This is a genomic window from Streptomyces sp. NPDC059169 (genome assembly GCF_042755225.1).
GTDB lineage: Bacteria > Actinomycetota > Actinomycetes > Streptomycetales > Streptomycetaceae > Streptomyces.
Genome location: NZ_JBHZCF010000019.1, coordinates 130,500 through 153,388, shown reverse-complemented (window position 1 = coordinate 153,388; position 22,889 = coordinate 130,500). Strand labels below are relative to the sequence as shown.

The window sequence follows — 22,889 nt, the reverse complement described above, 5'->3', positions numbered from 1 at the left end:
TAGGGGGAAGCTCCGGAGTGCTTAGCGCTTCGACAGGGGCTGTGCGCGGGCGGTAGGGGCGGGCCGGCGGCCGGGACGGTGGGCGGTCCTGCTCGGCGCGCGCGAGAAGCGCGAGAAGCAGCGGACGGCTGTGGGGAGTCGGGCGGAGAGCCGGGGTGGGGCTGCCCGGAGGGACGGCGGACATCGGCACCGGAAAGACATCCGGCCCGTCGCCCGTGGACGGTGTCAGGGGCAACGGACCGCTCTCGCACGGAGATGGCCATTCCCCGCACAGGAGATGGATCAGCGGCGCATGTCGTCTCGATCAGACAGCGGCCTTCTTCAAACGACGCCGCTCACGCTCGGACAGGCCGCCCCAGATACCAAAACGCTCGTCATTTGCAAGCGCATACTCAAGACACTCGGAGCGAACCTCGCAGGCCAGGCAGACCTTCTTGGCCTCCCTGGTGGAACCGCCCTTCTCGGGGAAGAAGGACTCGGGGTCGGTCTGGGCGCACAACGCGCGCTCCTGCCAGCCGAGTTCCTCGTCCGCGTCCTCGACCAGCAGTTGTTGGAACAGCTCGGTCATGTGCGCCCCTCGTCTGTTTTTGCGTCCCCGTGACACGGCCCCGGCAGTACTGATTTCGGCCGAACGACACGAGTGAAATTACAAGTGCGTGGATCCAGGCCAGTCAAGCCGAGATCTGCTATTGGGCCCCGTATTCACTCTGCGGAACCAAGCCTATGCGGAAAGTGTTCAAATCACCAAAAACCATGACACTTGCCACTGACCTGACCGCGCTCCCTCCGACCCTCGCGCCCGCACCGGCGATCACCAGTCCTCGCGAAGGAAGACGCCGCACGGTTCGATCTTGTTGCGATCCAGCCAAACAAGCGATCCGGATCACAGTCTGATCACGAGCGCACGACGACGTTTGAGAGCGCGGATGCTGCGCCATGTCTCCTGCCACGCGAATGCACAAACCTTTCGCCGACCGGAGTAACCGGATGAGGTGAAACATTGCCGCCAATTCGGTCATTGAGTTGACATCCGGGACCGCGTTGGCCACCTTTGGAGACATGCCAGCGACCACAGCGCCTTCCGCGACCCACGCGATCCGTGGGTTCCGCAGCGCTGTCCAGGCGCGCTGTTGCTGTTCCAGCTGTTGATGCCGTAGCGCTCCAGCTCCAGCTCCCCCTCCGCCCCCCGCGGGCGGATTGCGTGACACCCCAGCACTGACCTCTTCTGTTTCTGCCGAGGAACCACCGCACCCCTATGAACAGCAACAGCGACCTGCAGATCGCCGGCGACATCCTCGAGGTGCCCCACCTCCTCCAGCCCGCCCGGGAGCACCCGGCCACGGTGGCCGAGTTCGCCGGCCTCGCCCGCTCCATCGCCGCGGACCGGGACCAGTGGGCGCCGCTCGTCCGGTACGACGCCACGACCCGCTGGTACCACCGGCTGCGCACCGGCCCCGGGTACGAGGTGTGGTTGCTGTCCTGGGTGCCCGGCCAAGGCAGCGGCCTGCACGACCACGGCAGGTCCTCCGGCGTACTGACCGTCCTGGACGGCGAGTTGACCGAACACACGGCGACGGCGTCGCGCTCCCTGGGGGCAGGGGCGCAGCGGGTGTTCGCACCCGGATACGTGCACGAAGTGGTCAACGACGCGCTCGAAGCGGCCGTGAGCCTGCACGTCTACTTCCCGGGCCTCACCGAGATGCCCATGCACACGGCGCACTGCTCCCCGGTCCAGCAGGACACCGCCACCGTCTGACGGTCTTCCCCGACGGTGTCGACCCACGCGGGCGACACCGCCCCCCGGGCCCGCTGCCCCACCGCACCGGGAAGGCCTCGGCGACCGCCGCGCACGCTCCGATCGGCCCCGGCCGATGCCCCGACACCCAGACCGCCGCACCCACGCCCACCGCCCGACACCGACCAGCCTCCGGCTGACAGACTGTTCCCATGCGCATTGTGGTTCTGGCCGGCGGCATCGGCGGTGCTCGTTTCCTACGCGGTCTCAAGGCCGCCGTCCCCGACGCCGACATCACCGTCATCGGCAACACCGGTGACGACATCCACCTGTTCGGGCTGAAGGTCTGCCCCGACCTCGACACGGTGATGTACACACTCGGCGGCGGCATCAACGAGGAGCAGGGCTGGGGACGCGACGACGAGACCTTCCGGGTCAAGGACGAACTCGCCGCCTACGGCGTGGGACCCGACTGGTTCGGGCTCGGCGACCGCGACTTCGCGACGCACATCGTCCGCACCCAGATGCTGGGCGCGGGCTATCCGCTGAGCGCCGTCACCGAGGCACTGTGCGCACGGTGGCGGCCCGGCGTGCGGCTGCTGCCCATGTCCGACGACCGGGTCGAGACCCATGTCGCCGTCGAGGCGGAGGGCGAGCGCAAAGCCGTCCACTTCCAGGAGTACTGGGTCAGGCTGCGGGCCTCCGTGGACGCACACGCCGTCGTACCCGTCGGCGCCGAGCAGGCCAAACCCGCACCGGGCGTCCTCGAGGCGATCGCCGCCGCCGACGTCATCCTGTTCCCGCCGTCCAACCCCGTGGTGAGCGTGGGGACGATCCTCGCGGTCCCGGGCATCCGAGAGGCGATCGCGGAAGCAGGCGTCCCCGTCGTCGGCCTCTCTCCCATCGTCGGGAACGCACCGGTGCGGGGCATGGCGGACAAGGTGCTGGCCGCGGTCGGGGTCGAGTCGACGGCCGCGGCGGTGGCCAAGCACTACGGCTCCGGCCTGCTCGACGGCTGGCTGGTGGACACCGTGGACGCGCCGTCGGTGGCCGAGGTCGAAGGCGCGGGGATCCGCTGCAAGGCCGTTCCCCTGATGATGACGGACCTCGACGCCGCCGCGGCCATGGCGCGCGAGGCGCTCGCCCTCGCCGAGGAGGTGCGCGCATGACGGACGCAGCGAGCAGCCCCCCGTCCTACCGGGTGTGGGCGCTCACCGGACTGCCCGAGGTCCAGCCCGGCGACGACCTCGCCAAGCTGATCGCGTCGACCGGGCCGGGGCTGGTGGACGGGGACGTGCTGCTCGTCACCTCGAAGGTCGTCAGCAAGGCCGAGGGGCGCGTGGTCGCCGCCGCTGACCGGGAGGCGGCGATCGACGCGGAGACCGTACGGGTCGTGGCTCGCCGCGGCGGCCTCCGCATCGTCGAGAACCGGCAGGGCCTGGTCATGGCCGCGGCCGGAGTGGACGCCTCCAACACCCCCGCGGGAACCGTGCTGTTGCTGCCCGAGGACCCCGACGCATCAGCTGCCCGGATCCGCGCGGGACTCCGCGACGCCCTGGACGTCGAGGTCGGGGTCGTGATCACCGACACGTTCGGACGGCCGTGGCGCAGCGGACTGACCGACGTGGCGATCGGCGCCGCCGGGGTGCGGGTCCTGGACGACCTGCGCGGTGGCGAGGACCGGCACGGCAACGCGCTCAGCGCGACCGTCGTCGCCACCGCGGACGAGCTGGCCGCCGCGGGCGACCTGGTCAAGGGCAAGACCGCCGGGCTGCCGGTCGCGGTGGTGCGCGGCCTCGGCCACCTGGTGACCGAGGCCGACGGCGGCGCGCGGGCGCTGGTACGGGCGGCTGCGGACGACATGTTCCGCCTCGGCACTTCGGAGGCGGTGCGCGAAGCGGTGACCGTGCGGCGCACCGTGCGGGAGTTCACGGACGAGCCGGTGGACCCGGGCGCGGTGCGACGGGCGGTTGCCGCGGCCGTCACGGCACCCGCCCCGCACCACACGACCCCGTGGCGGTTCGTCCTCCTCGAGTCGGCGGAGTCGAGGGCGCGGCTGCTGGACGTGATGCGGGACGCCTGGGTCGCGGATCTGCGGCGCGACGGCAAGTCGGAGGAGTCCGTCGCGAAGCGGGTGCGCCGCGGGGACGTCCTGCGCAACGCGCCGTACCTGGTGGTGCCGTGCCTGGTGATGGACGGCTCGCACGCCTACGGCGACGAGCGCCGGGCCACCGCCGAGCGCGAGATGTTCGTGGTCGCGGCGGGCGCGGCCGTCCAGAATTTCCTGGTGGCGCTCGCGGGAGAGCAGCTCGGGTCGGCTTGGGTTTCGTCGACGATGTTCTGCCGCGACGTGGTCCGCGGGGTGCTGGGGCTGCCCGACGCGTGGGACCCCATGGGGGCGGTGGCCGTGGGACGACCCGCAGCACCGCCGAAGGAACGGGCGGCCCGCGAGGCGTCCGCGTTCGTCTCGGTGAGATGAGCTGAAGCCGGTTCACGCCGGCGGCGCGCGGAGCGGCCGGGCCGAGGCAGCAGGCGTGGCTCCTGGCCGGAACCGTGCCGCCCGGGAGGCCAGACACCGCTTCGGTCGGGCCCGCGCGGGTCCGTGACCGGGCGCCCGTCGACCGCCGGCCGGCGCACCGGCCTCCGCCTCAGAGCGCGGCGATGTCCGTGCGCGGCATCTTCGGCTTGCGCCGCGCCGGAGTGCGCCCGCTGAGAAGGATCAGGCGGGCGGCGCGGTGGCGCTGCCCCGCGTACGGCTCCAGGAGCTCCAGCATGGCGGCGTCGTCGGCGTCGCGGTCGCCCGAGAGGGCGTAGCCGACGATGCCGGGCAGATGGAGGTCGCCGACGGTGACGGCATCGGGCGCACCGTTGCTGCGCTGCACGGTCTCGGCCGACGTCCAGGGGCCGATGCCGGGGACCAACTCCAGGCGCTGCTGGGCCTGGACCGGGTCCATGGCCGCGGCCTCCTCCATGCGGCGGGCGACGCGGACGGCACGCAGGACGGTCGACGCGCGCTTGTCGTCGACGCCCGCGCGGTGCCATTCCCAGGACGGAATCAGTGCCCAGCTGCGCGCGTCCGGCATGACGTGCATCCGCGCGGGCGCCGGTCCCGGCGCGGGCTCTCCGTACTTCGTCACGAGCAGGCGCCAGGCGCGGTACGCCTCGTCGGTGGTGACCTTCTGCTCGAGGACGGACGGGATCAGGGACTCCAGGACCAGCCCCGTCCGGGTCAGGCGCAGGCCCGGGCGCCGGTGGTGGGTGAGCGCGACGAGCCGGTGGCGCGGCGTGAAGGCGTCGGGGTCGTCGGAGTCACCGAGCAGGTCCGGGAGCTGCTCCAGCAACCACCCGGCACCCGGCCCCCACGCCTCGGCGTGCACGGAACCGCCGTGCAACGCCACGCGGACGGTGCCGGGGCCTTCGGGGGTCCGGGTGGCTCGCCACACGGCACCGTCCGGCGTGGTGCGGAAGGTGGGATCGGCCGGGCCGCGTCGCAGCGGCCCGAGGACCAGGCCCACGTCCAGCGGCCCCCGCGGCACGTAGCGCCGCTCCCGGCTGCCTGCGCGGACCGGCACGGACGCTCTCGGTGCCGGTACGGCGACCTCGCCCCCGCGCACCGTGGTGCGGGTGACTGCGGGACGGGAATCGAATCGGCCTGCCACGGATGGTCCTCGGGGTCGGAGTCCCTTAGAGGGTAGGCCGTGGAGAGCCGTACGCGGCAGCGTCCCGCGGGCGCCGGCACGGCGGCCGGGCCGGCGCGCCCCGCTCCGCGCGTGTGCCGTGGCGCCCGGGCGGTACTCGTCCGGGGGCGGTGCCGCCGGCCTCCGGCCTACTGGTCCGAGGAGAAGCGGATCGCCCCGGCCGGAATCGTCGCGTCGCACCACACCCGTACGCCGTCCCGGAGTTCGTTGTCGGGGCCGACGACCGCACAGTCGCCGATGACCGCACCGGACAGGACGCTACGGGCGCCGATGTGGGCGTTCGCACCGACCAGGGAATCGGTGATCACTGCACCGGGGCCGATCGTCGCCCCGTCGAGGATGGTGCTCCCGGTGATCCGGGCCCCCTCACCGACGCTCGCACCGGCACCGACGACCGTTCCGCCGGTCAGCTTGGCGTCGGGCGCGACGGTTGCCGTCTCCAGGACCAGGCGGTCGCCGCAGCGGCCGGGGACCGCGGGCGACGGGGCGCGCCCGAGGACCAGGTCGGCGGAGCCGCGCACGAAGGCCTGGGGCGTGCCGAGGTCCAACCAGTAGGTGGAGTCGACCATGCCCTGGAGGTGCGCGCCCGAGGTGAGCAGTTCGGGGAAGGTCTCCCGCTCGACCGAGACCGGACGCCCCTCGGGGATGCCGTCGATGACGGAGCGCCGGAAGACGTACGCGCCCGCGTTGATCTGGTCGGTGACGATCTCCTCGGGGGTCTGCGGCTTCTCCAGGAAGGCCGTGACCCGGCCGGTCTCGTCCGTCGGGACCAGGCCGAACGCCCGCGGGTCCGCCACCCGCGTCAGGTGCAGGGAGACGTCCGCGCCGGACGAGGCGTGCGTCGCGACCAGGCCCTTGATGTCCAGACCCGTCAGGATGTCGCCGTTGAAGATGAGCACCGGGTCGTCGGGGCCCGACCTCAGCCTCGACGCCACGTTGCGGATCGCCCCGCCCGTGCCGAGCGGTTCCTCCTCGGTGACGTACTCCAGGTGGAGGCCCATGGAGGAGCCGTCGCCGAAGTACGGCTCGAAGACCTCCGCGAGGTAGCTCGTGGCGAACACGATGTGCTCGACTCCCGCGGCACGCGCCCGGGCCAACTGGTGCGTGAGGAACGGCACCCCGGCCGCGGGCACCATCGGCTTGGGTGTGTTCACGGTCAGCGGGCGCAGCCGCGTCCCCTTGCCGCCTACCAGGAGGACCGCTTCTTGGGCCTGGGTCAATGCCTTCTCTGCTTCCTACTGGGGCCGGGCGATGTGTCCATGTGACCGGCCAGTTTATGCAGCCCGCTGTCCGCGCCTTCCGACGGGCCGATCGACGACCCCGTCACCGCCCCTGGAGCTTGGCCGACGCGTTACGGACGGTGCCGAGCTTGCCGTAGAGCCGGGCCCCGGGGCAGTCGGTGTCGAACCCGTCCCGGTGCCCCGAGATGACGTTGAGCCTGGCCGACGTGCCCTTCTTGAACTTGTTGCCGCCCTCGGACGTGAGGGCCGTCTGCGCCTTCGGATTCATTCCGTACAGGCCGAGCTTCCAGGCCGTGAGCTTGGCGATGGCCGTCACCGCCGCCGCCGGGGGGTTGCTCGCACTGTACGTTCCGAGGACGGCGATGCCCATGCTGTTGCCGTTGAATCCGAGCGTGTGCGCACCGAGCACGGGTTTGACCACGCCGCCCGCCCGGCCTTCGTAGATGCGTCCGCACTTGTCGACGGCGAAGTTGTAGCCGATGTCGCGCCAGCCATTGCTCTCCACGTGGTAGCGGTAGATGCCGCGCAGCACCGCGGGCGCCTGGGCGCAGGTGTAGCCGTTGCCCGTCCCACTGTGGTGGATGAACGCCACCTTGATCGACTTGGTGTAGGCGAACTCCTTCTCGCGCAGGCTCTCATCGGCTCCCCAGCCCTTGCGCGAGATGATGGGCGGCCGGGCGCCGACGTACGGCTTCGCAACGCCGTAGACACCCGCCTCCTCGCTGGCTTCCTGCTTCGAGAGGGCGGGGATCACCGAGGCCCCGAGCGGCGCGAGACCCGCGTTGACCGCGGAAGCGGCAGCGGCTTCCGGGGTGGCGAACAGCGGTGAGGCCTGCAGTGCGTCGAGCGGGAGGGCACTCGCCGGCGCCTTCTGGGCCAGCGACCCGCTCGGGGGCGCGGGCGCGTCGGCCGTGGAGGTCGCGGGTTTCGGCGTCGGGCCCGGGTCGACCAGTTCCAGTCTGAGGCCGCCCGGCAGGGGCGTGGAGCGGAGCGATGCGTCCGTTTCCGGCAGGACGCGGGCCTCGACCCCGTCCGAGGCACCGACCCAGAGGGGTGCCGTGGAGCCGCGGAGCGCCCGGTCCGAGCGTTCCCGTGCGCTCGGGTCCGGTGCGTGGGCGACGTCGTCCGCCTCCAGGTCCTGCCAGCCGGACCAGATGTGGGAACCGGCCGCGCGGGTGCGGACCTTGACCTTTCCGTGAAGCGCGACGCCCGCGTCGTCCCAGACGACGCCGAGGAGCGAGAACGGACGCACGTCGCGTGGTGCGGTGCCCTGGGCGGCGACCGCGCTCCCGGCCCTCAGGCGGTCGGGGAGCGGGGACAGCGGCAGCGACTGCGTGGATCCGGGGAGGTCCGCCGAGGGCGGGGGGCCGGCTGCTGCGGCCGGAAGGGTGAGTACGGGCAGGGCGAGGGCGGTGGCGCACACCGCGCCGGTCGAAGAAATGAGGAAGGCGCGCATGAGCCGATCCTTGGCCGCGCGGGCCGGATCCGCCCTGCGGAAATCCCTGCGTCCCCCGGTCCGAACGGGGGTCCGGGTCACCGGTACGGCGGCGGTCGCCGGCGTACCGCGGCGTACCCTTTCCCGGGTGAATTCCAGCGATCGCACACCCGCCGACCTGCTCCGATCCGCCCTCGCCGCGGACCCTGCCCGCCCCTTCGTCACCTATTACGACGATGCCACCGGAGAGCGCGTCGAATTGTCCGTCGCGACCTTCGCCAATTGGGTGGCCAAAACATCGAACCTCCTGCAGGACGGGTTGTCCGCGGAGCCTGGCGACCGGTTGGCCCTGTTGCTGCCCGCGCACTGGCAGACCGCGGTGTGGCTGGTCGCCTGCTCCTCGGTGGGGGTGGTGGCGGACGTCGGTGGCGACCCGTCCGGCGCGGACCTGGTGGTCGCGGGGCCCGGCAGTTTCGACGCGGGTTTGGCGTGCGGTGGTGAGCGGATCGCGTTGTCCCTCCAACCGCTCGGCCGCCGCTTCGTGACCCCGCCCGAGGGCTACGCCGACTATGCGGTGGAGGTGCCGAGCCAGCCGGACCGCTTCGCCCCGTACGTGCCGGTCGATCCGGACGCGCCCGCGCTCGCGGTCACCGGGGCGGACACCGAGCTGACGGGTTCCCTGATCGTGGACCGCGCCCGGACGGACGCCGCGGATCTGGGCTTGGCGGCCGGGGCACGACTGCTGTCCGGACGGCTCTTCGACGACTGGGACGGGCTGTCCGCCGGGCTGTACGCACCGCTCGCGGCCGGCGCTTCGGTGGTGCTCTGCCGGCACCTCGACCGGCTGTCCCAGGAGGGCCTGGCGCAGCGCATCGAGAGCGAGCGCGTGACGCACCGGGTGGAGTAAGCCCGTCCGCGCCTGACGGGGCGACCGGGTCGACCGCCCCGTCCGCGCCGGTCGATGCGGGTCGCGGCGGGACAGGGCGGCGCCGGGGATCGGCCATCCCGGAATCCGGCCCGCGGGCCGGGACCCTGCGGTACGGCCCGCAGCGCCGTCGGCCGGTCCTGCGGCGCCGTACGGCTCCCAAGGCCCGGACCTGGGCTCCGCGCGGCTCCCCGAAGTCCACTCTTCCGGCTCACTGCGTGCCGAGCCCCCGGGCCTCAGGGGGCCCCGCGGGACATCATCGGCGTAGGCATGCACATCGAGTCCGACGAGCCGCGAGGATGGACGCACACGTGACCGACAGCGCTGGCACGCCCGCCGAACCGGACGACCCGGCCGGGACCGCCGGTGCTTCCGGAAGCGGAGACGGCAGGCACTCCGGAGGAGAGGACGGCAGGGGCTCCGGAGGCCGGGACTCGGGCGGCGCCGGCCAGCGCACTCGTCACCGCCTCCGTTGGATCGCGCTCTGCCTGTCGTTCTTCGTCCTCGTCCTCGCGGGCGCGGGCTGGTGGCTCTACCGGAAGCTCGAAGGCAACATCACCACGGACGTCTCGGCGGCAGAGGAGCTGGCGCGCTACGACAAGGAACGACCGCTGCCCGCGCCCCGCGGGGCGCAGAACCTGCTGCTCATCGGCTCCGACACACGGGCCGGCCCGGGCAACCGCAAGTACGGCCGTTCCAAGGGCCAGCGCTCCGACACCACCCTTCTGGTGCACCTAGCCGCGGACAGACGCAGCGCGACCGTGGTCTCCATCCCGCGCGACCTGATGGTCGACGTCCCCGGCTGCCGCACGGGCAAGGGCACGTACACCCGAGAGCAGTTCACCCAGTTCAACTTCGCCTTCGCCTTCGGTGGTGCGGCGTGCACGATCCGCACGGTCGAACGGCTCACGGGGGTGCGGATCGACCACCACATGGTGATCGACTTCCATGGCTTCAAGGACATGGTCGACGCGGTGGACGGCGTGACGGTCTGTCTGACCGAGCCGATCAACGACAAAGATGCGCACATCAGCCTCAAAGCGGGCAGGCACACGCTCAGCGGCGAGCAGGCCCTGGGCTACGTCCGTACCAGGAAGTCCCTCGGGAACGGCAGCGACACCGAACGCATGGGCCGGCAGCAGCAGTTCCTCGGCGCGCTCTTCAACAAGGTGCAGAGCAACGGCGTCCTGCTGAACCCGACGAAGCTCTACCCGGTGCTGGACGCGGCGACGAAGTCGCTGACCACCGACCCCGGCCTGGACTCGCTGCGGGACCTCTACGACCTCACCCGCTCGGTCCGCAGCATCCCCGCGGAGCGCGTACAGTTCCTGACCCTGCCCCGCCGGCCGTACGCACTCGATGCGAACCGGGACGAACTGGTGGAGCCCGATGCGAGCCGGCTCTTCGAGCGGCTGCGCGAGGACGCACCGGTGAAGGTGGTGCCGTCGGACACAACAGCGAGCACCGACCCGAGGACACACGGTGACGGCAGTACGGGCACGGGGCGGCGGTCACCGGCACCGACGTTCACCGGCACCAATGCGGCAACGGGAACGTGCAGGTAAAGCGATCGCCAAGGAGTCGTCGGCACTCCATGGGGATTGGGTGGATTGCCCGGTTGTAAGCAGCGTGGAATTTGTCACGGACGTCGCCCGGCGCTGAACTGGGCGGATACTGTGGCGCGATCCGGTGCTTCCGGCCGCCAGGCCACACACAACCGGATCGACGAACCGAGCGTCTCCTGGGGGGAGGGGCGCCTCGCGTGGCACCGACGGAGGACTCAAGCAACCGTGGATGCGCAGAGCCGTGGGCAGGCGGACGACATCGACCCCGCCGACCAGTGGGTGATGAACCCGCAGACCGGCAATTACGAACTGCGACTGGACCGCTCCGCTGGGCAGTCGACCTCCTCCCACTCCGTCGGCTCGAGTGCGCCCGGAACGGGCCGCCGCCGCGGCGCCACCGGCCCCGCGGCGCCGAACACGGACGTCCCCGGCCAGCGCAGCCGCCGTTCGCCCCGGAACCCGGGCCAGGACGGCAGCACGACGCCGCCCACCGGACCGGGACGCCGCAAGCGGAAGCCCCCGAAGTCGCGGAAGAAGAAGGCGCTGGTGTGGACGGGCGGTGTCCTGGCCCTCGTCGTGGTCGCCGGGTCCGCGGCCGCCTATTACGTGTACGAACGGCTTAACGGCAACCTCAACACGGTGGACGTGGGCGACGCGGGCAACAAGGACGTCTCCGCGGACGGGCCGATGAACATCCTGCTGCTGGGCACGGACAAGCGCACCGGCGCTGGCAACTCCGGCTACGGCGACAAGGGCAGCGAGGGCCACGCCGACACCACGTTCCTCTTCCACGTCTCGCAGGACCGCACCAACGCGACCGCGGTGAGCATCCCGCGTGACCTGATCACGGACATCCCCGACTGCCCCACCAAGCAGCAGGACGGTTCGACGAAAATAATCAGGGGTTCGCAACGCGTGCGCTTCAACGAGAGCTACGGGGTCGCGGGACGGGACCCCGGTTGCACCATGCGTACCGTCAAGGCGCTCACCGGCGTTCCCGTCGACCACTTCATGATGGCCGACTTCAACGCGGTGAAGACCCTGTCCACCGCGGTCGGCGGGGTGGAGATCTGCCTCGCCAAGCCGATCAAGGACAGGCGCTCCAAGCTGGACCTGCCCGCGGGACCGCAGAAGGTCGAGGGCGAGGACGCGCTCGCCTTCGTCCGCAACCGGCACGGATTGGGCAACGAGAGCGACCTCGACCGGATCAAGCAGCAGCAGCAGTTCGTGGCTTCGATGATCCGGCAGATGAAGGAAGACACCCTCGGCAACCCGCAGAAGATGTTCGCGCTCGCCGATGCGGCCACCAAGGCGCTCACCGTCGACAAGGCCATCGGTGACATCCCGAAGCTGACGTCGCTCGCCAAGGACCTCGGCGAGATCGACATCAAGCACATCACCTTCGCGACGGTCCCCGTCGTCGACAACACGGACGGTGCGACCGTCCTCCTCGACCCGACCAAGGCCCCGCAGGTCTTCAGCATGCTGCAGAACGACGTCTCCTTCACCGAGGTGAAGAAGAAGCAGTCGGAGGCCAAGGACAAGCAGGCCGCCCTGCTCAACGGCCCGCGCGCGAAGGCCTCCGACGTCCGCGTCGACGTGTACAACGGCAGTGACACGACGGGGGCCGCGCAGAAGACCCTCGAGTGGTTGCAGAACGTGAAGGGCGTCTACAAGTCGTCCAACAAGAGCAACGCGCCGACGAAGATCCCGAAGACGACGCTGGCGTACGCGCCGAACCAGGCCGACCAGGCCCGCACGCTCGCGGACCTGATGGGCCTGCCCGCCGAGGCCCTCAAGCCCGGCACGGAGAACGCCGAGGGCAAGCAGCCGATGGTGCTGACCCTCGGAGCCGACTTCAAGGGCGCAGGGGTGCCCGTCACCGCGCCGGCGAAGGCGCCGGAGGGCGTGCAGCAGGTGGAAGCCGACAAGCAGGTGTGCGCCAAATGACCCCGGACCACCGGGTCATTTGGCGCGCCTGAATCGACAGGGGGACCTGGGTGGGACACAGCAGCGTGCGTGGGGAGCGGACGCAGGAACGCGTCCGGCACGCCGGTCAGGACGTTCACGAGGAGGAGCAGGGCGGTGCGGACGCCAGAGGTGGCGGGGACGCGGGCGCGGTGTCGCCCGGCGCGGGTACGGGGAGCACGGGGCGGGGTAGGTCTTCCGGTCCGCCCGGCAGACGCGGCAAGCGCCGCGTGCTGCGCTGGGTCGCGTCCGTCCTGTCGTTGCTCATACTCGGCACGGCGGGGGTCGGCTACCTCTACTACCAGCACTTGAACGAGAACATCCGCAAGGGCGAGCGCACCGCGGGTGACAGCAAGGCGAGGCGGACCGCGCCGAACGCGGCCGGCCAGACACCACTGAACGTCCTGCTGATCGGCTCGGACAGCCGGGCGTCGCAGGCGAACCAGGACCTCGGTGGAGCGCGGGACAACAAGGACAACCCGCCGCTCGCCGACGTCCAGATGCTGTTGCACGTCTCGGCCGACCGCAAGAACGCCTCGGTCGTCTCCATCCCTCGTGACACCCGGGTGGAGATACCCGAGTGCCAGGAACCCAGGACCGGGCAGAACTACGCGAGGACCAGGACGCTGATCAACGAGAGCCTGGCGCGCGGCGGTCCGGGCTGCACGCTGCTCACCTGGGAGAACCTCACCGGCATCTACATCGACCACTGGATGATGGTCGACTTCGCCGGTGTGGTCGCGATGTCCGACGCGGTCGGCGGAGCCGAGGTGTGCGTGAAGTACAACGTGCACGACAAGCCGACCCGCGCCGTGAAGGGCGGTTCCGGGCTCAAGTTGAAGGCGGGCCGTCAGAACATCCAGGGCGAGACGGCCTTGCAGTGGCTGCGCACCCGGCACGCCTTCTACGACGACTTCGGCCGCTCCAAGGCCCAGCACATGTACATGAATTCGGTGATCCGCAACCTGAAGAAGCAGAACGCGTTCACCGACACGGGGCAGCTGATGGACCTGGCGGAGACGGCGACCAAGTCCCTGCAGGTGTCCGAGGAGATCGGCACCGTCAAGAAGCTGTTCGACCTCGGCATGCAGCTCAAGGACGTACCGACGGACCGGATCACGATGCTCACCATGCCGCGCATCCCGGACCCGGCCGACCGTGACCGGGTGCTTCCCGCGCCGGGCAAGGCGGACGACCTGTGGAGCATGCTCCGCGACGACGTCCCGCTGGACGGCAAGGGCCCCACGTCCAAGCCGAAGCCCGCGCCGACGCCCAAGGACCCCGCAGCGCCGCCCGGCGAGATCGGTGTCCTCGTGCAGAACGGGACCTACACGTCCGAGTCGGGATCCGTGAAGGGACGCGCAGCCGACCTCGTGGAGGTCCTGAAGGGGAAGGGCTTCTCCCGGGCCTCCGCGGACCGCACCAGCAATCCGCAGGCGAAGACGGTCGTCCACTATCCCAGTGCCGAACTGGAGGGCGACGCCCAAGCGGTGGCCAAGTCCCTCGGGATCCCGACGGGCAGCGTGAAGAAGTCCTCGGACGTCTCGGGCGTCACGCTGGTCGTGGGAGCCGACTGGCGCAGCGGTGACTCCTTCCCGAAGACTCCGGCACCGACGGTGTCGAAGGACGAGACCGAGGCGCTCAACGGCGCCGACGAGAGCACCTGCATGGACGTCTACGAGCCCTACCGCTGGTGACCCCGCGCGTGGCCCCGGCCGGTCCGTGCCTGCGCGGCGGAACGACCCTGCCCCGGCACGTTCCGGGGCGGGGACCGTTCGTCGCGTCGGACGTCCCGTAGGTCGCGTCGAACGTCCCGGACGGCGCGTCAGCCGCCGGACCCCGTCGTGTCAGACGGCCGACCGCACCGCGGGGCGGCGGCTCGCGATGACCTTCTGCGCCAGCGAACGCGGGCTGGTGAGGAAGCCGAACCCCCAGGACATGTGCATGGTGGCCAGGGCGACCGGGATCTGCAGCCTGGCCTTCAGCGGCAGGCCCTTGCCCGCCGGGACCGAACCGGCCGCGATCGCGGCGAGGTATCCGGCCGGGACGACGAAACCCAGCGGAGTGAGCGCGGCGCCCACCACCACACCCGCGGCGATCGCGCAGACGGCGACCGGCGGAGCGAGGTAACGCACGTTGATCGAGCCCTGGTGGTAGCGGGCGACCACGTGGCGCCAGCGACCGTAGTCCTTGTACTGCTTGGCGAGCGCCCTGACGGAGGGCCTCGGCCGGTACTGCACCCGCAGCTCCGGCGAGAACCAGATCAGTCCGCCCGCCTCCCGGATGCGGAAGTTCAGCTCCCAGTCCTGGGCCCTGATGAACTCCTCGTTGTAACCGCCCTGCTGTTCCAACGCCTCGCGCCGGAACACACCGAGGTACACGGTGTCCGCGGGGCCCGCCTCGCCGCCGGTGTGGAACGCGGCGTTGCCCACGCCGATCCTGGAGGTCATCGCGGCGGCGACCGCGTGCTCCCAGTCGTTCTCGCCCTCGGCGTGCATGATGCCGCCCACGTTCTGCGCGCCCGTCTCCTCCAGCAGCCGGACCGCGGTCGCGATGTAGTTCGGCGACAGCATGCCGTGACCATCCACGCGGACCACGATCGGATGGCGCGAGGCCTTGATGGCCGCGTTGAGCGCAGCGGGCGTACGCCCGGTGGGGTTCGGCACCGTGTGGACCCTCGGGTCCTCCCGGACCAATGCGGCGGCGATCTCGTCGGTGCGGTCCGTGGACGGGCCGAGCGCGATCACCACCTCCATCTCGCCTGCGTACTCCTGCTCGAGGATGTGGCGGACGGAGGTGCGGAGATGCCGCTCCTCATTGAGGACCGGCATGATCACGGAGACGGCGGGAGCAGCGGCGGGCATTCGGTTTCCTCGGAGGTCCGGAGGTCGAGACTCCGGGAGACGGCAGCATCGTGCGCCACGTTACCGCGAACGGGGGACACCGGTGCGCGCCGCCCGCTCCGCCTCCCCGTGCAGCAGATCGTATGGGCCTACGGTTCTCGGGATCCCGGTCTGCCACCCTCGCGGAGGTGTCCCCGTGCCCACACCGCCCCGCTCGCCCCGACCGCGGCAGGCGCCCGCCCGCCCGCGGACGGTGGCGCACCGCCCGAGGCCCACGGCGACGCGTCCGGGACCGTCCGCCGCCCGTCCGCGTCCGCACGGGGGGCGGCAGACCCGGCGCACCCGCTGGAGCACGCGGCTGGCCACCACTCTCTCGGTCCTGGTGTTGGGTGCGGGTGGCATCGGTCACGCTCTGGTGACCGGGCTGGACAGTGGGATCGGCCGGGTCGACCCGTTCAAGGACATGAAGAACCGGCCGGACGCCGGACACGGGATGAACATCCTGCTCGTCGGAACGGACGGCCGGGACCGGATCACCGCGGAAGAGCGGCGCAGGTTCCGGCTCGGCGGTGCACCCTGCCGCTGCACCGACACGATCATGCTGGTGCACATCTCGGCCGACCGGGACCGGGCGAGCATCGTGAGCCTGCCGCGCGACTCGTACACGGTGATCCCCGCCCACGTCGACACCGCCACCGGGAAGCACCACGGCCGACACGCGCTGAAGCTGAACGCGGCGTACGCGGAGGGCGGACCCGCGCTGACCGTCCACACCGTCGAGCAGATGACGCAGATCAAGGTCGACCACTACCTGGAGGTCGACTTCACCAGCTTCATGAAGACCGTGGACGCGATCGGTGGGGTGAAGATCTGCACAGCCCGGCCGATGAAGGACTCGCACACGGGCCTGAACCTCCCCGCGGGCACCCACGAGTTGAACGGCGGGGAGGCCCTGCAGTACGTCCGCTCCCGCTACATCGACGGCGCGGCGGACCTGGGCCGGATGCAGCGCCAGCAACGCTTCATGGCCGCGCTCATCCACCGCGCCACGACCAGCGGCGTCCTGCTGAACCCGGTGAAGTTCCGCGAGGTCAGCTCCCAGATGTTGAGTGCGGTGCGGGCGGACCGGGGCTTCGGCACGAGCGAGTTGCTGTCGCTCGCGAAGGCGATGCGCGGGTTCACGCCCGCGTCGTCCGAGTTCACCTCGGTGCCCATCGGCGACCCCAAGCACCAGGTGAAGGGCCTCGGCTCGACGGTGAAGTGGGACCCGGTGAAGTCGAAGAAGCTCTTCCAGGCGCTGCGCGACGACCAGCCGCTCGCACCGCGACGCGCGGGGCCGACGGCTCCGGCGCCCACGGCGAAGGTCATCGACGTACCGCCGCGGCAGATCAGGGTCCAGGTCTACAACGGGACCCGCTTGGACGGTCTGGGCGCCCGAGTGGACGCCGCCCTGCACGCGACCGGCTTCAACACCACCCGCGTGCCGTTGAACGGCGACCGCCGCGACGTGAAGCGCACGCTCATCACCTACGACCCCCGGTGGGACCGCTCGGCGAAGTCCCTCGCCGTCGCCCTCCCCGGCTGCGAACTCCGCCAGGTCGAGGGCCAGGGCGCCACGATGAAGGTGACCGCCGGCTCGAGCTTCACCTCCGTGACACCGGTGCGCGCGGAATCCGTCCCCGCTCCAGGCCCTTTCGAGGCGGTCACGGGCGACCAGGCGCTCTGCAAGTGAGCGAGGTGCGCGGGTGCGGGCGGATGCTCACCGGGGTGTCCGGCGCCCGTCCGGGTCGCCGGGTGGCGGCCCGCTCGGGGGCGTAGCGCGCCCCTGGCGCCCCAGCCGGGTCGGGCCGCACCGGCGGGCCCGGTCGACCGGCGATCGAGGACGGACAGCACGGGCCTGCCGCGCCCCGGGGCACCGCTGACCCGAGTGGCTCCCGGGCGCCCGGCCCCGGCCTCAGTCCTGGTACCCCTCCGCCGCCCTCTTCTCGCGCAGTTCCTTGATGGCACGGCGCCGGGCCAGCCGGTGGGTACGGCGGATCTGCGCCTCCTGGTAGCGGCGCTTGTCACGCTCGGTCTCCGGGACGACCTGGGGTACCGGGCGCGGCTTGCCGTCCGCATCGACCGCGGCGAAGACCAGATACGCGGAGCCGACCTGCGTGGCCGGGGTCGACTCGTTCCAGCGCTCGGCGAGCACCCGGACCCCGACCTCCATGGAGGATCGCCCGGTCCAGTTGACCTGCGCCTTCACATGGACCAGGTCACCGACTCTGACGGGCTCCAGGAAGACCATCTCGTCCATGGAAGCGGTGACTGCGGGACCTCCCGAGTGCCGCCCGGCCACCGCGCCCGCCGCGTCGTCCACCAGTTTCATGATCACGCCGCCGTGCACGGTGCCCAGCAGGTTCGTGTCACTGCCGGTCATGATGTGGCTGAGGGTGGTGCGCGAAGCCGAGGTGGGTTTGGCCGGGATGGTGCCCTCCGGCCGCTGGGCCTGTTCTGTCATGCCCTCTACCCTATGCGGGGGTCTGCAGGTCGGAGCATTGCATCAGGTTCGCTACAGGCGCGGTGCTATTTCTCACCCGCCCTGTCGGCGTGGCGGGGGCCGACTGCACACTGGTCCGCATGAATGACTGGCCCGAAGGATACGGACGCGGCAGCCAGGGCGCCCAGCCCGAGGGCGCCCGCGTGATGCGGCACGTGCAGCGCCCCGCCGTCCCCCGGCAGCAGGCGCAGGGGTACGACGACGGACACGACGCCCCGTACGACAGCGGTTACAGCACGGGCCAAGTCTACGGCTCACCGGGCGGCGGGTACGGAGGGGGCAACGGGGGCTACGCGCCCCCGGCCGACCGACCGGCGCCCGACTGGCGACGCAGGCTCAAGATCGGGTCGGTCGTCGTCATCGTCGGCGTGCTCGGCGTCTCCATAGGCACCTACTTCTGGGCCGACTCCAAGATGCGCCGCGAGGTCGACCTCTCCAAGGTCATCGAGCGCCCGGAGGAAGGCGACTGCACGACCTACCTCATCGTCGGGTCCGACAGCCGCGAGGGCATGACCGCCGAGGAGAAGAAGGAGCTCCACACCGGCTCAGCCGAGGGCAAGCGCACCGACTCGATGATGATCCTCGCGGCCTGCGGCAGCGGGAACACCATGGTGTCGCTCCCCCGCGACTCCGACGTGGAGGTCCCGACCTTCGTCGGCTCCGAGTCCGGCAAGACGTTCAAGGGCGTGGGTCGCCACGTCAAGCTCAACGCGGCGTACGCGGAGGACGGACCCGAACTGCTGGTACGCACCGTCGAGTACAACACCGGACTGCGCATCGACCACTACGCCGAGATCGGCTTCGCGGGCTTCGCGAACATCGTGGACGCACTCGGCGGGGTCGAGATGGACATCCCCAAGGCGTTCAAGGACAAGAACTCCGGCGCCGACTTCCAGGCCGGCAAGCAGACCCTCGACGGGCAGAAGGCCCTCGCCTTCGTCCGCACCCGCTACGCCTTCGCGGGCAGCGATCTCGACCGTACGAAGAACCAGCAGAAGTTCCTCGCGGCACTCGCCAACCAGGCCGCCACGCCGGGCACGGTCCTCAACCCGTTCACGCTCTACCCGACGCTCGGCGCGGGACTGGACACCCTGATCGTCGACAAGGACATGTCCCTGTTCGACCTCGGCGAGATGTTCTTCGCGATGAAGGGCGTCAACGGCGGGGACGGCAAGTCGATGAACATACCGATCTCCGGCAGCCGCGGCGGGAACCTCATCTGGGACAAGGACAAGGTGAAGCAGTTGGTGAGCCAGATCAGGAACGACGAGAAGGTCACGGTCACCGGAAACTGACGCCCGCCGTCCGACCCCTTCGCCGTCCGCTCGCGCGCTCCTCGCCACCGCCCTACGCTGCCCCTACGGCGAACGGCGATCACGGGATGCGGTGGGCGCGATGGCGGAGGAGAGCCGGTACTGGGCGTCGGGGAACTGGCGGGTCGCCGAGGGGCGGGCCGAGGAGTTCCAGGAGCGCTGGACGGAGTTCCTGACCTGGACCAGGGAATCGGTCGACGGCTTCCAGTGGGCCCGGCTGATCCGCGACCGGCACGAACCGGAGCACTTCGTGTCCTTCTCGTCGTGGCGCGACCTGGAGTCCCTCAAGTCCTGGCGGGGCCACCCGGAGTTCGAGGCTCTCTTCGGGGCCTGCCGGGCCCTGTGCACGGAGATGCGTACGGCGGGCTTCGAACTGGCCCGGTCCGTCTGAGGACCGGCGCCCGGAATGAGACCGGCGCCCGGACGACGGACTCCGGCGAACCCGGACGGCCGCCGGCACACGGACGCGGGCGGCGACCGCCGGCACCGGGAAGATCGTCCGCCGTGTCATTCCCGTGGCCTCGGGCAGCAGCTCGTTCAGATCTGCCGGGCCCACGTCCGCACCGACGGGTGGCCGATTCCCGCGTCAGGGCGTGGTGTCCAGGACGCGTTCCCCTCACCGACCCGGACGACAACAGCCCCCGGCATGGCGCCGGGGGCTGCGTTGTTTGTGCAGTGGCCCTTTCCCGCCCGGCGTCCGCCCAGGATTCCCCCGGCATGACACCCAGGAACGTCCCTGATCAGGCCTCAACGGACAGAAAGCCCAGGATGCCCATGCGGACCCTCGAAACTGCCCTTGAACTGCAAAAACCCTGCTACGGCAGGTTCCTCGCCATCACGATCCGCTGGACCTGGTTCGTGCCCTCGTAGATCTGCGTGATCTTGGCGTCGCGCATCATGCGCTCGACCGGGTAGTCGCGCGTGTAGCCGTAGCCGCCGAGGAGCTGGACGGCGTCGGTGGTGGCCTCCATGGCGACGTCCGAGGCGAAGCACTTGGCCGCGGCGCCCTGGAAGGTGAGGTCGCTGTCGTTGCGCTCGGACTTGGCGGCGGCCGCGTAGGTGAGCTGGCGGGCGGCCTCGATCTTCATCGCCATGTCGGCGAGCATGAACTGGATGCCCTGGAAGTCGGCGATCGGCTTGCCGAACTGCTTGCGCTCCTGGACGTAGCCCTTGGCGTAGTCGAGGGCGCCCTGGGCGATGCCGAGGGCCTGCGCCGCGATGGTGATGCGGGTGTGGTCCAGGGTCTTCATGGCCGTGGCGAAGCCCGTGCCCTCCGCGCCGATCATGCGGTCGGCGGGGATGCGCACGTTGTCGAGGTAGACCTCGCGGGTCGGGGAACCCTTGATGCCGAGCTTCTTCTCCGGGGCGCCGAAGGAAACACCCTCGTCGCCCTTCTCGACGACGAAGGCCGAGATGCCCTTGGAGCGCTTCTCCGGGTCGGTGACGGCCATGACCGTGTAGTACTCGGATACGCCGGCGTTGGTGATCCAGCGCTTCACGCCGTTGAGGACGTAGAAGTCGCCGTCGCGCACGGCCCGGGTCTTCATACCGGCGGCGTCGGAGCCCGCGTCCGGCTCGGAGAGGCAGTACGAGAACATCGCGTCGCCCTGGGCGAGCGGGCCCAGGTACTTCTTCTTCAGGTCCTCGGAGCCGGAGAGGATCACCGGCAGCGAGCCCAGCTTGTTGACCGCGGGGATCAGGGAGGACGACGCGCAGACGCGGGCGACCTCCTCGATGACGATCACGGTCGCGAGGGCGTCCGCGCCCGTGCCGCCGTACTCCTCGGGCACGTGGACGGCGTGCAGCTCCGAGGCGACCAGCGCGTCGAGCGCCTCCTGGGGGAAGCGGGCCTCCTCGTCCACGGCGGCCGCGAACGGCGCGATCTTCGCTTCGGCGAGGGAGCGGACCGTCTCCCGGAGCATGTCGTGCTCCTCGGACGGGCGGTACAGGTCGAAGTCAGGCGTTCCCGCCAAGTTCTCTCACTCCCCAGATGTGCTAACTACCGTTAAGTAACGGGAATTTTAGTGCGCTCGCCCCGACCAGGCATACGTGAGCTTGCTGACAGCGGAAAAATGCCCCGGCACCCGCCCGACTATGCTCGGGCCCGCAGTCTTCCCGCACCCCCTCAGGAGCGTTTCCATGGCCGTCAAGATCACCGTGATCGGCACCGGGTATCTCGGTGCCACCCACGCCGCGGCCATGGCGGAGCTGGGCTTCGAGGTGCTCGGCATCGACGTGGTGCCCGAGAAGATCGCGATGCTCGCGGCGGGACGGGTTCCGATGTACGAGCCGGGGCTGGAGGAGCTGCTGGCGAAGCACGTCGCGGGCATTGCGGGATCGAGCGGTCGGCTGCGCTTCACCACCTCGTGGGACGCATTCGAGGAGTTCGGCGGGGACGTGCACTTCGTCTGCGTGAACACTCCGCAGAAGCACGGCGAGTACGCCTGTGACATGTCGTACGTGGACGCCGCGTTCGACTCGCTGGCTCCCAGGGTCGCGAGCGGCTCGCTGGTCGTCGGCAAGTCGACCGTACCCGTCGGGTCGGCGGAACGCCTCGGCCTGCTGCTCGCCGAGCGGGCCGCGGAGGGCGTGGAGCTGGCCTGGAACCCCGAGTTCCTCCGGGAGGGTTTCGCCGTGCACGACACCCTCCACCCGGACCGGATCGTGGCCGGAGTGGCGAGCGAGCGGGCGGAGAAGACCCTGCGCGAGGTCTACGAGACGCCGATCGCGGAAGGGTCGCCCTTCGTGGTGACGGACTTCCCGACCGCGGAGCTGGTGAAGACCGCCGCGAACTCCTTCCTCGCGACGAAGATCTCCTTCATCAACGCGATGGCCGAGGTGTGCGAGGCCGCGGCCGGCGACGTGGTGAAGCTCGCGGAGGCCATCGGCCACGACGAACGGATCGGCGCCAAGTTCCTCCGGGCGGGGATCGGCTTCGGCGGCGGCTGCCTGCCGAAGGACATCCGGGCCTTCATGGCCCGCGCCGGTGAGCTGGGCGCGGACCAGGCACTGACGTTCCTGCGCGAGGTCGACTCGATCAACATGCGCCGTCGCGGGCACATGGTGGAGCTCGCCCGCGAGGCCGTGGGCGGAGGTTCCTTCCTGGGGAAGCGGGTCGCGGTGCTCGGCGCGACCTTCAAGCCGGACTCGGACGACGTACGGGACTCGCCGGCGCTGAACGTGGCGGGGCAGATCCACCTCCAGGGCGGCCAGGTCACCGTCTACGACCCGAAGGGCATGGACAACGCACGGCGCCTCTTCCCGACGCTCGGGTACGCGGACAGCGCACTGGAGGCGGTACGGGGCGCTGACGTCGTCCTGCACCTCACGGAGTGGTCCGAGTTCCGGTCCCTGGACCCGGCGGAGCTGGGCGGGGCCGTGACGCACCGGGTGATCCTCGACGGACGCAACGCACTGGACGCGGAGCTGTGGCGCGGGGCGGGCTGGACCTACCGCGCGATGGGCAGGCCCAGGGCGTAGGGCCCGGCGGCCGCATCCAGACGACGAAAGGCGCCGTGGGACCGGATCGATCCGGTCCCCCCCCCTCCCTCCTTTTCCCTCTCCCCCCCCCCCCCCCACCACCGACCCAAAACAAGAGGGCTACACACTCCCCCCTACACGACC

Annotated in this window: 18 protein-coding genes; 11 read left to right on the top strand and 7 right to left on the bottom strand. The window is 70.8% G+C overall.

Features of this window, described 5'->3' with window-relative positions; translation table 11 throughout:
• Window positions 1-304: 304 nt before the first annotated feature.
• Complete coding sequence (locus ACFXOM_RS29610; protein WP_017945871.1) at window positions 305-568, bottom strand: WhiB family transcriptional regulator; 264 nt, start codon at window positions 566-568, stop codon at window positions 305-307.
• Window positions 569-1,255: 687 nt separating this feature from the next.
• Here ACFXOM_RS29610 and ACFXOM_RS29605 point away from each other — a divergent pair.
• The 3 genes from ACFXOM_RS29605 (at window position 1,256) to ACFXOM_RS29595 (ending at window position 4,214) form a co-directional block, all read left to right on the top strand.
• Window positions 1,256-1,756, top strand: a complete 501-nt coding sequence (locus tag ACFXOM_RS29605) for a cysteine dioxygenase (protein WP_384942561.1) — start codon at window positions 1,256-1,258, stop codon at window positions 1,754-1,756.
• A 191-nt stretch (window positions 1,757-1,947) separates the two neighbouring features.
• Window positions 1,948-2,904 carry a 2-phospho-L-lactate transferase gene (cofD, locus tag ACFXOM_RS29600; protein WP_384942559.1) on the top strand — a complete coding sequence of 319 codons (957 nt, stop codon included), beginning with the start codon at window positions 1,948-1,950 and terminating at the stop codon, window positions 2,902-2,904.
• Window positions 2,901-4,214, top strand: coding sequence for a coenzyme F420-0:L-glutamate ligase (locus ACFXOM_RS29595; protein ID WP_385040299.1), 1,314 nt, complete (start codon window positions 2,901-2,903; stop codon window positions 4,212-4,214). The genes cofD and ACFXOM_RS29595 overlap by 4 nt, the downstream gene beginning before the upstream one ends.
• Window positions 4,215-4,383: 169 nt before the next feature.
• On the opposite strand, the gene ACFXOM_RS29590 is transcribed toward ACFXOM_RS29595, so the two are convergent.
• The 3 genes from ACFXOM_RS29590 to ACFXOM_RS29580 form a co-directional block, all read right to left on the bottom strand.
• On the bottom strand, window positions 4,384-5,394 hold the full coding sequence (locus ACFXOM_RS29590; RefSeq protein WP_384942555.1) for a DNA-3-methyladenine glycosylase family protein: 1,011 nt from the start codon (window positions 5,392-5,394) through the stop codon (window positions 4,384-4,386).
• A 167-nt stretch (window positions 5,395-5,561) separates the two neighbouring features.
• Complete coding sequence (locus tag ACFXOM_RS29585) at window positions 5,562-6,653, bottom strand: sugar phosphate nucleotidyltransferase (protein ID WP_384942553.1); 1,092 nt, start codon at window positions 6,651-6,653, stop codon at window positions 5,562-5,564.
• A gap of 103 nt (window positions 6,654-6,756) precedes the next feature.
• Entirely contained in the window at window positions 6,757-8,130 is a 1,374-nt protein-coding gene (locus ACFXOM_RS29580; RefSeq protein WP_384942551.1) for an N-acetylmuramoyl-L-alanine amidase, read from the bottom strand.
• A gap of 127 nt (window positions 8,131-8,257) precedes the next feature.
• Between ACFXOM_RS29580 and ACFXOM_RS29575 the strand changes: the two genes are divergently transcribed.
• The 4 genes from ACFXOM_RS29575 (at window position 8,258) to ACFXOM_RS29560 (ending at window position 14,264) form a co-directional block, all read left to right on the top strand.
• Window positions 8,258-9,016, top strand: coding sequence for a TIGR03089 family protein (locus tag ACFXOM_RS29575; protein WP_384942549.1), 759 nt, complete (start codon window positions 8,258-8,260; stop codon window positions 9,014-9,016).
• Window positions 9,017-9,333: 317 nt separating this feature from the next.
• The gene (locus ACFXOM_RS29570; RefSeq protein WP_384942548.1) at window positions 9,334-10,599 is read left to right on the top strand and encodes an LCP family protein; all 1,266 of its coding nucleotides are present in this window, start codon (window positions 9,334-9,336) and stop codon (window positions 10,597-10,599) included.
• 225 nt (window positions 10,600-10,824) lie between these two features.
• On the top strand, window positions 10,825-12,549 hold the full coding sequence (locus tag ACFXOM_RS29565; protein ID WP_384942546.1) for an LCP family protein: 1,725 nt from the start codon (window positions 10,825-10,827) through the stop codon (window positions 12,547-12,549).
• A 50-nt stretch (window positions 12,550-12,599) separates the two neighbouring features.
• Window positions 12,600-14,264, top strand: coding sequence for an LCP family protein (locus tag ACFXOM_RS29560; protein WP_384942544.1), 1,665 nt, complete (start codon window positions 12,600-12,602; stop codon window positions 14,262-14,264).
• 150 nt (window positions 14,265-14,414) lie between these two features.
• Here the strand turns inward: ACFXOM_RS29560 and ACFXOM_RS29555 are convergent, their stop codons facing one another.
• A complete protein-coding gene (locus ACFXOM_RS29555) occupies window positions 14,415-15,431 on the bottom strand; it encodes a glycosyltransferase family 2 protein (RefSeq protein ID WP_384942542.1) in 1,017 nt (338 codons plus the stop codon).
• Between the two features lie 175 nt (window positions 15,432-15,606).
• Here ACFXOM_RS29555 and ACFXOM_RS29550 point away from each other — a divergent pair, with 175 nt between their 5' ends.
• A complete protein-coding gene (locus ACFXOM_RS29550) occupies window positions 15,607-17,142 on the top strand; it encodes an LCP family protein (RefSeq protein ID WP_384942540.1) in 1,536 nt (511 codons plus the stop codon).
• A 222-nt stretch (window positions 17,143-17,364) separates the two neighbouring features.
• Here the strand turns inward: ACFXOM_RS29550 and ACFXOM_RS29545 are convergent, their stop codons facing one another.
• The gene (locus tag ACFXOM_RS29545; protein WP_384942538.1) at window positions 17,365-17,913 is read right to left on the bottom strand and encodes an acyl-CoA thioesterase; all 549 of its coding nucleotides are present in this window, start codon (window positions 17,911-17,913) and stop codon (window positions 17,365-17,367) included.
• Between the two features lie 119 nt (window positions 17,914-18,032).
• Here ACFXOM_RS29545 and ACFXOM_RS29540 point away from each other — a divergent pair, with 119 nt between their 5' ends.
• On the top strand, window positions 18,033-19,247 hold the full coding sequence (locus ACFXOM_RS29540) for an LCP family protein (RefSeq protein ID WP_384942536.1): 1,215 nt from the start codon (window positions 18,033-18,035) through the stop codon (window positions 19,245-19,247).
• Window positions 19,248-19,347: 100 nt separating this feature from the next.
• On the top strand, window positions 19,348-19,656 hold the full coding sequence (locus ACFXOM_RS29535) for an antibiotic biosynthesis monooxygenase family protein (RefSeq protein ID WP_384942534.1): 309 nt from the start codon (window positions 19,348-19,350) through the stop codon (window positions 19,654-19,656).
• 424 nt (window positions 19,657-20,080) lie between these two features.
• Here the strand turns inward: ACFXOM_RS29535 and ACFXOM_RS29530 are convergent, their stop codons facing one another.
• Window positions 20,081-21,238, bottom strand: a complete 1,158-nt coding sequence (locus tag ACFXOM_RS29530) for an acyl-CoA dehydrogenase (protein ID WP_384942532.1) — start codon at window positions 21,236-21,238, stop codon at window positions 20,081-20,083.
• 166 nt (window positions 21,239-21,404) lie between these two features.
• On the opposite strand from ACFXOM_RS29530, the gene ACFXOM_RS29525 reads away from it, so the two are divergent.
• Entirely contained in the window at window positions 21,405-22,745 is a 1,341-nt protein-coding gene (locus ACFXOM_RS29525; protein WP_384942530.1) for a UDP-glucose dehydrogenase family protein, read from the top strand.
• The last annotated feature ends 144 nt before the right edge of the window (window positions 22,746-22,889 follow it).

Bases quoted from the DNA above. Each gene is read 5' to 3' on its own strand.
- ACFXOM_RS29555 (WP_384942542.1), bottom strand. From the start codon at position 15,431: ATGCCCGCCGCTGCTCCCGCCGTCTCCGTGATCATGCCGGTCCTCAAT.
- ACFXOM_RS29545 (WP_384942538.1), bottom strand. From the start codon at position 17,913: ATGACAGAACAGGCCCAGCGGCCGGAGGGCACCATCCCGGCCAAACCC.
- ACFXOM_RS29610 (WP_017945871.1), bottom strand. From the start codon at position 568: ATGACCGAGCTGTTCCAACAACTGCTGGTCGAGGACGCGGACGAGGAA.
- ACFXOM_RS29605 (WP_384942561.1), top strand. From the start codon at position 1,256: ATGAACAGCAACAGCGACCTGCAGATCGCCGGCGACATCCTCGAGGTG.
- ACFXOM_RS29580 (WP_384942551.1), bottom strand. From the start codon at position 8,130: ATGCGCGCCTTCCTCATTTCTTCGACCGGCGCGGTGTGCGCCACCGCC.
- ACFXOM_RS29525 (WP_384942530.1), top strand. From the start codon at position 21,405: ATGGCCGTCAAGATCACCGTGATCGGCACCGGGTATCTCGGTGCCACC.
- ACFXOM_RS29570 (WP_384942548.1), top strand. From the start codon at position 9,334: ATGGACGCACACGTGACCGACAGCGCTGGCACGCCCGCCGAACCGGAC.
- ACFXOM_RS29595 (WP_385040299.1), top strand. From the start codon at position 2,901: ATGACGGACGCAGCGAGCAGCCCCCCGTCCTACCGGGTGTGGGCGCTC.
- ACFXOM_RS29535 (WP_384942534.1), top strand. From the start codon at position 19,348: ATGGCGGAGGAGAGCCGGTACTGGGCGTCGGGGAACTGGCGGGTCGCC.
- cofD (WP_384942559.1), top strand. From the start codon at position 1,948: ATGCGCATTGTGGTTCTGGCCGGCGGCATCGGCGGTGCTCGTTTCCTA.
- ACFXOM_RS29540 (WP_384942536.1), top strand. From the start codon at position 18,033: ATGAATGACTGGCCCGAAGGATACGGACGCGGCAGCCAGGGCGCCCAG.